Source organism: Roseitalea sp. (genome assembly GCF_984466335.1).
The window spans coordinates 1-9288 of record NZ_CFIFWG010000118.1 but is presented as its reverse complement, the minus strand read 5'-3'; the positions used below and the strand labels follow the sequence as shown (position 1 = coordinate 9288).

Genomic DNA, 9288 nt, shown 5'->3' with positions numbered 1-9288 from the left:
GTCCGGCCCGGTCCGGAACGAATTGGGTTCTGGGGGCTTGTTCATCGCTTATACTCCCATTGCGGCCGTGCGCCGCTGTTCGCGCGCCTCGGCGACGGCCAGAAGGAAGGCCTCGATCAGCGCGGCATCCTTGACGCCCGGCGCGCTTTCAACGCCCGACGACACATCGATGCCGGACGGATCGGCGGCCGCGAGCGCCTCGGCCACATTGTCCGCATCGAGACCGCCCGACAGCATGTAGGGCGTGCGCGCGTCGAGCGCGCCGAGCAGCGACCAGTCGAAGCTGACGCCGTTGCCGCCCGGAAGATCCGACCCCCTTGGCGGCTTGGCGTCGAGCAGGAACCGGTCGGCCACGCCGCGATAGGCATCGAGCCTGTCAAGATCGCCGGCATCGGAGACGGCGAGCGCCTTCATCACCGGCAGGCCGTGGCGCGCCTTGACGGCGGCGAGGCGACCGGGCGTTTCGGCGCCGTGAAGTTGCAGCATGGCCGGGCGCATGGCTTCGACGATGGCCTCCAGCGCGGCATCGTCCGCATCGACCGTGACGGCGACCGGCGCCACGCCGCCCGCCCGAGCGCGCGCGGCGAGCGGCGCTGCGGCCTCGGGCGCCACGTTGCGCGGCGACTTGCCGAAGAAGACGAAGCCGGCATGGCTCGCCCCGCCGCCGATCGCCGCGTCGACCGCGCCGGGCGTCGAAAGGCCGCAAATCTTGATGTCCAGGCTCATCGCCACCGCTTAGCGCGGCCCGGAGCGCGAGTCGAGAGGATGGCTCAGAACACGATCGACTGAAGCTTCGATCCGTTGCGCCTGAGCCAGGCCTTGCAGCGCCCGGTGTCCGGGCAGAGCCTGTCGCAAAGCGCCCAGAAGCGCGGCCCGTGATTCATCTCGACAAGATGCGCCGCCTCGTGGGCGACCAGATAGTCGATGACCGCCGGCGGCGCCATGGCGATGCGCCAGGAAAAGGACAGGTTGCCCGCCGACGAGCACGAGCCCCAGCGGCTGATCGTGTCCTTGTAGCGCACCGACCGGACCGGGCGGCCGAGGCTCTTCGCATGGCGGGCGACCAGCGGCTCGATGCGCGCGCGGGCGGTCTTTTTGAGGAAGTCGGCGATGCGGCGCGGCACATGTTCGGGCGCGCCGCGCACGACGAGTTCCGGCCCGTCTGCGCCCCGTCGGACCGTCGTGACGCCGCGCCCGGGCTCATGGACGATCAGATGGTTGACGCCGCATATGGGCAGCTTGATGCCCGGGCGCACGCGCGGCCGGTCGGGCATGGCGGCGACCTTGTCGGCAAGCCATTCCTCCTGCCTGGCCAGGAACCGGTCGATCTCGGCCTGGGCCAAGCCGGGCGGCACGGTGACCTTCAGGCCCCTGTCGCCGGGCTGGACGCGCAAGGTCATGCGCCTGGCGCGCGGATTTTCGACGATGGCGAGCGGCAGGGCGCGACCGGATACCTCATGTGTGTCCGGTCGGGCCTCGGGCTGTCGGATTTTGCGGACAAAGCCAAATGCCATGGACCATCCCCTACCGCGATTCGACCGCGTGCGGACAAAGAAAAACCGGATGCGGCGGAGCCGATCCGGCAAATCAAACCATGTCTTCAGGTCAGCCCGGCGCCACGTTCGGTGGCGCCCGGCACGGGCGGCGCCAAGCTCAGGCCTCGTCCGAGCCCTTCACGTTCGGCACCGAGGTGCCCCTGGCGTCGTTTTTGGCATCGCCGTCCGCGCTGCCGTCGCGCTGGGCCATGAATTGATCGAATTCCTTCTGGTCCTTTGCACGGCGCAGCTCGCGCAGATAATCGTCGAACTCGCGGCGCATTTCATCGAGCTTGCGGCGCTCTTGTTCGATGCGCTTGAGTTCGGCGTCGCGCCAGTCGTCGAAGGCGACGTTGCCGGTGCGCTGCGGCATGGCCGCCGCGCGGCCGAAGCGGCCCCAATTGCGGTTCATGGCGTCTGTGGCGCGGCCGACATCGCCTTTCCAGCCGTCGAGACGGTCGCCCCACATGATGTAGGCCAGCATCGCAAGGCCGAGCGGCCAGAAGACGATGAAGCCCAGCACCATCAGGCCGATGGTCGCCGGCGTCCAGGCGGGACGGATCAAGGCGGTCTGTGTCATGTGCGTTAAACTCCGTTTCAGCGTGACGGCGATCGCCAGCCACGGTTCCGAGGTGGTGACGCGCCCGTGGCCATGCAAGCGACAAGGTCGGATTCGGGCGCAAACCGAGATTAATTTTTATTAAGATTCAGGCTTTTGGCCGTGCGAGAAAATGCGCCGCGAGGCCCACCATGCGCCCCCAGAAGGCGGCCCCGATGCCGAAGAAGACGATCCCCGACGCGGTGACCGCGAACGTCGTCATGGCGGCGATCCGGTCCTTTTCGTCGGCGACCGCGATCCGCGTCGAGTTGGCGAGCGGACCGAGCAGCGCAGTGCCCAGAACGAAGGCGATCAGCGACGCGGGCAGCACGGAAACCAAGCCCACCAGCGATGCGCCGAAAAGGGCGAAGACGCAATAGATCATCCCGTACCAGACGCCCGTCGCCCAGCGTGCGGTCGCATCGGGATGGGCGTCGGGGCCGGTGCAGATCGCCGCAGTCACGGCCGCCAGATTGGTCGACGAGGCGCCCAGCACCGCCGTCAGCGTCGAGCCGGCGCCGGTCACCGCGATCACGGGGCCGGCCGGCGGGCGATAGCCGTCGGCGCGCAGCACGGCCAGGCCCGGCAGGTTCTGCGAGGCCATGGTGACGACATAGAGCGGCACGGCCAGCCCGAAGAGCGAGCCCACCGATATTTGCGGTGTAACGAAGGTCAGCGACGAGGTCTCGATGGCGACGCTCGCCTCGGTCATGTCGCCCAGCAGCGCCCAGCCGACCCCGGCGAACAAAACCGCGATCACCGCCAGTTGCGGGTCATGGGCGCGCAGGATGAAGAAGCCGGCGGCGAGCGGCAGGATGAAGGCCGGATCGATCGTTGCGGCCTGCGCGCCGGCGACGACGAAGGGCAGCAGAATGCCGCCCAGCATGCCCGCCGATATCGCGCCGGGGATCACCTCGACCACGCGCATCAGCGGCCGGAACAGGCCCGTGGCGACCGTCAGGAGCCCCGCGGCGACGAAGGCGCCGACCGCCTCGTTCATCGTATAGCCGGTGCTGGCCGTCACCAGCGCCAGGCCCGCGATGGACCAGGCGCCGATGATCGGCATGCGGAACCAGAGCGTCAGGATCAGCGTCTCAAGGGCGACGGCGATGGCGATGGCGGTGATCCAGCTCGCCGTCTGCGCCTCGGTCGCTCCCACCGACTGCGCCGCCCCGAGCACCAGCGCCATCGTGCCGCCGAAACCGACCAAGGACGCCACCAGCGCCGACGACAAGGTGGAGAGGCGAGGCATGGCTCAGGCGGCGCCCGCCCGCGCGGCAAGCGTGCCGGCGGCCCCGAGCATCAGCGCGATATCCTGGGGCCGCGACAGGCGGTGGTCGCCATCCTTGACATAGCCGATGGTGGCATCGTCCTTCGACAGAAGCGCGAACAGGCGCTGCGCGTGCTGCCAGGGCACGTCGGGATCGGCCTGCCCCTGGATGATGTGGACCGGGCAGAACGTGTCGATCGGCCCGGTCATGACGCGATTCGCGCGGCCGTCCTCGAACAGCGCCCGGGTGAAGACGTTCGGCTCGGGCCCGTAGGGCGTCGGCTCCTCGAAATAGCCCTTCTCGTCCAGCTCGCGCCGTTGTGCCTCGGTCAGGCGCGGCTCGTGCAGTTCGCTGGTGAAGTCTGGCGCGGGCGCGAGCAGCAGCAGGCCGGCGATCGGGTCGTTGCCGGCGCCCCCGTTCAGTTCCCGCACCATGCGCAGCGCGATCCAGGCGCCCATCGACGAGCCCACCAGGATCATCGGCGTTTCGGCGAACGCGCCGGCGACCGCCATCGCCTCGCCGAGCCAGCGCGAAATGGTGCCGGCCTTGAAGTCGCCGCCGGACGCGCCGTGGCCGGAATAGTCGAACCGCGTGCAGGCCAGGCCCCTTGCGCCGCACCAGCGGTCCAGTTCGACCGCCTTGGTGCCGTCCATGTCCGAGCGGTAGCCGCCGAGCCAGACAAGGTTCGGCACGCCGCCGCGCCGGTGGCGCACGGCGATGGATACGCCTTCAACATCCAGCCGGTCCTCGTCCATGCCATCCCCTTTCGGCGCGTTTCGAACCGCGCGCCAGCCCTTATGTGCGCTTGGTTGCGCTCTGTGAAGCCGTGCCGCCCGAAAGCGGATGATTTCCCTCAACGTTCATGCTATGGACTTGCCGGCTCCCGCCGGCCCGAGCGCCGGGAGCGTGAAACCTTCCGGTCAACAATCAGGAGACCACGACCATTCGCAGACCATTCAGAGCGCCGCCGCCGCAGAAATCCGGCCCCCCCGCCAATGACGACATTCGCGAGCACGAGGTGCAGCTCATCGACGCCGACGGCGAGAACAGGGGCGTGACGGATACCCGCGATGCAAGGCGCATGGCCGAGGATGCTGGCCTCGATCTCGTTCTCATCTCGCCAAACGCCAGACCGCCGGTCGCCAAGATCCTCGATCTTGGCAAGCTCAAATACGAGCAGCAGAAGAAGGCCGCCGCCGCGCGCAAGAAGCAGAAGACCGTCGAGGTCAAGGAAGTGAAGATGCGGCCCAATATCGACACCCACGATTATGAGGTGAAGATGCGGGCGGTGAAGCGGTTTTTCGACGATGGCGACAAGGTCAAGGTGACGCTGCGCTTTCGCGGCCGCGAAATGGCGCATCAGCAATTGGGCATGCAACTGCTCCAGCGCGTGCGCGAGGAGGTGCAGGACATCTCCAAGGTCGAGGCCGAGCCGAAGCTCGAAGGCCGCCAGATGATGATGGTGCTGGCGCCGAAATAGCGCCCGGGCATCCCTGCCGACCCGAAAGGCCCGCCCCGGCGGGCCTTTTTCGTTTGCTGACCGTTTGCTGACCGTACGGTCAGCGGGCCGTCAGCGCATGGGCGATACTCTCGATCGCGGCGGCATGCTCGTTTGCCGCTCAAATCAGGAGAGTTCCGATGAAAACCACCACCAGGCTTCTTACCTTGAGCTGTGCCCTCGCGCTCGTCATGGCCGGTCCGCTGTCGGTCGCACAGGCCGACGATGACCGCGGCTTCCTGTTCCGCGTTCTGAACGCGGACTGGAGCGAAGACGATCGTGACGATGATCGTGACGACGACCGCGATTATGATCGTGACGACGATCGTGATCATGACCGTGACGACGATCGTGATCATGATGACGAGAATGACGGTGACGACAGCGACGACGATGACGGCGACGACGACTGATCGTCGCTCGAGGCTTGACCTCGACATGGGATGAGTGACCGGAAGCCGGCCATAGCGCCCCGTGGGCGGTGAAGGTTGACTCAGGTTGGAGATGGTGCCGTTGTCCTGTAAACGACCATCTCCAACCGCTCTTGCATTGAAAGAACTGTGTCCGCCATCCTTAAAAAACACCACAGGCGTCGGTCGTTCCTGGGACTTGTGTTCCGGCCGCTCTTGCTGACCGCGGCTGCCGGCGCGTTGCCGTGGCTCGGCTCGGCGCGGGCCGAAGACGATGAGGATGATGACGACAATGACGACGACAATGATGATGACGACGACGATGATGAGGACGATGATGGCGATGGCGGGTCCACCGCAGGCTCGGGCTCAGGAGGCGAACAGGACGATGGTGACGACGACCAAGAGGCGGGGCGCGGCCGCCCGAACGGCGTTCGGCGCGATTATCCAAGTGGCTATCTGGGTCAGTCCGACGTTCGCCGCGCCGTGCGCAACGGAGATGCGATGGGCCTGAATACGGCTCTGTCGCGCCTGCGCCGGCAGACATCTGGCTTGGCCATCGACACCCGGCTGTTCAGCACCGGATCGCGCCTTGTGTATGTGTTCACCGTCCGCGAGGCCGACGGCGTGGTCACGAAGCGCGGCATCGACGCGCGCTCGGGCGCGGTCGTGCGCATCAGATAGGCCGGCGGGTGCGGGGGTGACGGGCGTGCGCATCTTGTTCGCCGAGGATGACGAGACGATTGCCGCGCATGTCGTGGCGAGCTTGTCGGCATCCGGCTTCGAGGTCGTCCGCGTCGCCGAGGGGCCGCGGGCCTGGGAGCTGGGCGACACCGAGCCGTTCGACTGCGTCGTTCTGGATCTCGGATTGCCGGGCCTTGACGGAATGACGTTGCTCAAGCGCTGGCGGCGCGAGGGCAACCGGGTGCCCGTGCTTGTCCTGACCGCGCGGGGCAGCTGGATGGAGCGCGTCGACGGCTTCGAGGCGGGCGCCGACGACTACCTTCCCAAACCGTTCCGGGCCGAGGAACTGATCGCCCGACTCAAGGCGCTGCTGCGTCGCGCCGGCGCCCGTCCGGCGGCGGCCGCCGCCTCCTCGGCCTCCGGTTTCCAGGTCGATGAGGACCGGATGACGGTCCGGCTCGACGGCACCCCGCTCGACCTCACGCCGACCGAATATCGCGCGCTGTCCCACCTCGTCCGCAACGCCGACAAGGTGGTTTCGGCCTATGATCTGGCCGCCCATGTGCAGGGCCGCGACGACGAGGTGGCCAAGAACGCCGTCGAGGCGCTGATCGGACGCCTGCGGCGCAAGATCGGCCCCGACCGCATCGTCACCCGGCGCGGCTTCGGCTACATCATCGCAGGGGACGATGAATGATCCGCTCGCTCCGCCTGCGCCTGATCCTCGGGGCGGGCGTCCTGATCGCCATTGCGTTGTTTCTGGTCTGGCTGGCGCTTGTGGCGCTGTTCGAGCGCCATGTGCTCACCAATTTCGTCACCGAACTGAGCGCTGTCATCGACGGCGTCGCCGCCCAACTGATCGTGGACGGCGATGTGGCGGCCCTGACGGCGGCGATATCCGATCAGCGGTACAACACGCCGGCGGGCGGGCGTTACTGGCAGGTCGCCGCGCGCGGCGAAGTCGTCGCGCAGTCCCGCTCCATGTTCGCCGATCAGCTCCCGATTCGCGATGACGTGTTCACCGTGTTCGATGTCGAATGGGGTCCGGGCGGCGAGCCGCTGATCGTCGTGTCGAGGCGCATCACCTTCGTGGCCGGCGAGCCGCGTCCGCCGTTTCTGGTCGCCGCCGCCGCGGACCTTGACGACCTGACCATGGCCGTCGCCGCGTTCCGCGACGATCTTGCATTGATGCTCGGTCTGACCGCGCTGCTCTTGTCGGTCGCCGCCATCGCCCAGTCGGTGATCGGCCTTGCGCCGCTGCGCCGCCTTCGCGACGAAGTGGTCGCGATCCGCGGCGACCATCGGCGGCGGCTGAACGAGACCGGCCCTTCGGAGATCAGCCCGGTCGTCAACGAGTTGAACAGCCTTCTGGACGAACGAGACCGGTCGGTCGCGCGCGCGCAGGCCCGCGCGTCCGATCTCGCCCACGCTCTCAAGACCCCCTTGACCGTGATCGCTCACACGGCCGACAACCTCCAGCAAGGCAACAGCGCCGAGGCCGAACGGTTGATGACGCAGGTGGACGCGGTGCGTCAGCGCATCGACCGGCAGTTGGCGATGGCCCGGCTGCATCTCGGCGGCAGTTCGCATACGGACCTGCCCACCCTTTGCCATCGCCTGGTGGAAGCGGTGCGTCCGCTCGACACCGACGAGCGGCTCGACTGGCGCCTCGCCATGCCCGAGGCGATGACGATTGTCGCAGGCGTCGGCGATGCGGCCGAGGCGATCGGCAACATTCTGGACAATGCCCGCCAATGGGCCGCCGTCCGCATCGTCGTGAGCGCGTGGATCGATGGCGCGAACGGTGTCCTTGCCATCGAGGATGACGGGCCGGGCATTCCCGAAGCGATGCGCAAGGAGGTTCTCGCGCGTGGCGTGCGCCTTGACGAAAACAAGCCTGGAACCGGATTGGGCATGGCGATCGCCGCGGACATCGTGCAGGCGCATGGGGGCGCGCTTCGGCTCTGCACATCCAAGACGCTTGGGGGGCTTCGGGCCGAACTCGTCTGGCCGTTGGCCTGACTGCCTCTGCCCTTGCCGGCGCGCAGGCTTGCGCCCGGCATGCTTTAAGTCTATAGCCGCCCGATCCGAACCGGCCGGCAGGGCATGCCGTGTCGGTTCAAGAATGCTGACAACCCTCACATAGCTGTCGTATGCCGAGCGAAGCGAGGAGGGATCGACCGATCCCCGTTCGACTTTTCGAACGCCCTTTACGCAGCGCCCGCGAAGCGAGCCGGCGTGAGCACGCAAAATGGAGAGCAAAATGCCCAAGATGAAGACGAAGGCTTCGATCAAGAAGCGCTTCAAGCTGACCGCCTCGGGCAAGGTCAAATACACCCCGATGGGTAAGCGTCACGGCATGATCAAGCGGTCCAACAAGTTCATCCGCGATGCGCGCGGCATGGGCGTGCTGTCCGAGCCGGCCGGCAGGATCATCAAGAAGTTCATGCCCTACGGCGGCTGATCTCCCAGCGCACCGACATCGAGGACAAAGACAATGGCACGTGTCAAACGCGGCGTGACGTCTCACGCCAAGCACAAGAAGGTCCTGAAGGCCGCCAAGGGCTATTACGGACGGCGCAAGAACACCATACGCACCGCCAAGCAGGCGGTGGAGCGGGCCGACCAATACGCCTATCGCGACCGCAAGGCGCGCAAGCGCAATTTCCGCTCGCTGTGGATCCAGCGCATCAACGCGGCCGCGCGCACGCACGGGCTGACCTATGGCCGGCTGATCGACGGGCTCAACAAGGCCGGTATCGAGATCGACCGCAAGGTGCTGTCGGACATGGCGATCCACGAGCCGGCGGCATTTGCCGCGGTCGCCGACAAGGCCAAGGCGGAACTCGCCTACCTCAAGGACACCACGCCGAACGCCTATGAGGCGGCGGTGCGATGATCTGATCGCGGGCGGCCATGCACGCCAAAAGCCCGGCCTTGTGCCGGGCTTTTGTCGGGCAAGCCGTCACCGGCATGGGCACGGCGATCCTGGGCGGCGGCGAACGCCTTCGCCTCGCTGCGACGGTTCCCGAGAAGGCCGGCTTATTCGGGCCGGCGCCGGCCCGAGTGTGGACGCGCGCGAAAATCCTGATAAGACAGCGCCGCTGCGGCCCGAACCGGGCCGCGCCGTCACCTGACAGGACACCGCATGTCTGAACTGGAGCAGCTTGAAAACGGGCTGATGGCCGATATCGCCGCCGCCGCCGACGAGGCGGCCATCGAAGAAGTGCGGATCGCCGCCATCGGCAAGAAGGGCGCGGTCTCCGAGCGCATGAAGACGCTCGGCGCGATG

12 protein-coding genes and 1 pseudogene are annotated in these 9288 nt (G+C 67.2%); 8 read left to right on the top strand and 5 right to left on the bottom strand.

Annotated features, from left to right (window positions below; genetic code table 11):
• Positions 1-48: 48 nt before the first annotated feature.
• The 5 genes from AC5E6L_RS11105 to AC5E6L_RS11085 all read right to left on the bottom strand — a co-directional run bounded on the left by AC5E6L_RS11105 (position 49) and on the right by AC5E6L_RS11085 (position 4159).
• Positions 49-726 carry a phosphoribosylanthranilate isomerase gene (locus AC5E6L_RS11105; RefSeq protein ID WP_491229353.1) on the bottom strand — a complete coding sequence of 226 codons (678 nt, stop codon included), beginning with the start codon at positions 724-726 and terminating at the stop codon, positions 49-51.
• Between the two features lie 44 nt (positions 727-770).
• Complete coding sequence (locus AC5E6L_RS11100) at positions 771-1514, bottom strand: M48 family metallopeptidase (RefSeq protein ID WP_491773292.1); 744 nt, start codon at positions 1512-1514, stop codon at positions 771-773.
• Between the two features lie 139 nt (positions 1515-1653).
• On the bottom strand, positions 1654-2115 hold the full coding sequence (locus AC5E6L_RS11095; RefSeq protein ID WP_491773290.1) for a DUF2852 domain-containing protein: 462 nt from the start codon (positions 2113-2115) through the stop codon (positions 1654-1656).
• Between the two features lie 127 nt (positions 2116-2242).
• Positions 2243-3385, bottom strand: coding sequence for a benzoate/H(+) symporter BenE family transporter (locus AC5E6L_RS11090; RefSeq protein WP_491773288.1), 1143 nt, complete (start codon positions 3383-3385; stop codon positions 2243-2245).
• Positions 3386-3388: 3 nt separating this feature from the next.
• On the bottom strand, positions 3389-4159 hold the full coding sequence (locus AC5E6L_RS11085; protein WP_491230836.1) for an alpha/beta hydrolase: 771 nt from the start codon (positions 4157-4159) through the stop codon (positions 3389-3391).
• Between the two features lie 188 nt (positions 4160-4347).
• On the opposite strand from AC5E6L_RS11085, the gene infC reads away from it, so the two are divergent.
• The 8 genes and pseudogenes from infC to AC5E6L_RS11045 all read left to right on the top strand — a co-directional run.
• Positions 4348-4884 carry a translation initiation factor IF-3 gene (infC, locus tag AC5E6L_RS11080; protein ID WP_491773294.1) on the top strand — a complete coding sequence of 179 codons (537 nt, stop codon included), beginning with the start codon at positions 4348-4350 and terminating at the stop codon, positions 4882-4884.
• A gap of 158 nt (positions 4885-5042) precedes the next feature.
• Positions 5043-5315, top strand: a complete 273-nt coding sequence (locus AC5E6L_RS11075) for a hypothetical protein (RefSeq protein ID WP_491773286.1) — start codon at positions 5043-5045, stop codon at positions 5313-5315.
• Positions 5316-5528: 213 nt separating this feature from the next.
• Entirely contained in the window at positions 5529-5996 is a 468-nt protein-coding gene (locus tag AC5E6L_RS11070) for a PepSY domain-containing protein (RefSeq protein ID WP_491773284.1), read from the top strand.
• A 25-nt stretch (positions 5997-6021) separates the two neighbouring features.
• The gene (locus tag AC5E6L_RS11065) at positions 6022-6693 is read left to right on the top strand and encodes a response regulator transcription factor (protein ID WP_491229309.1); all 672 of its coding nucleotides are present in this window, start codon (positions 6022-6024) and stop codon (positions 6691-6693) included.
• Positions 6690-8018 carry a sensor histidine kinase gene (locus AC5E6L_RS11060; protein WP_491229308.1) on the top strand — a complete coding sequence of 443 codons (1329 nt, stop codon included), beginning with the start codon at positions 6690-6692 and terminating at the stop codon, positions 8016-8018. Before AC5E6L_RS11065 ends, AC5E6L_RS11060 begins: the two co-directional genes overlap by 4 nt.
• A 241-nt stretch (positions 8019-8259) precedes the next feature.
• Positions 8260-8460 carry a 50S ribosomal protein L35 gene (gene rpmI, locus AC5E6L_RS11055; protein ID WP_491229307.1) on the top strand — a complete coding sequence of 67 codons (201 nt, stop codon included), beginning with the start codon at positions 8260-8262 and terminating at the stop codon, positions 8458-8460.
• Between the two features lie 33 nt (positions 8461-8493).
• The gene (gene rplT / locus AC5E6L_RS11050) at positions 8494-8895 is read left to right on the top strand and encodes a 50S ribosomal protein L20 (protein ID WP_491229306.1); all 402 of its coding nucleotides are present in this window, start codon (positions 8494-8496) and stop codon (positions 8893-8895) included.
• A 249-nt stretch (positions 8896-9144) separates the two neighbouring features.
• A pseudogene (locus AC5E6L_RS11045) lies at positions 9145-9288 on the top strand (phenylalanine--tRNA ligase subunit alpha); the annotation flags it as partial.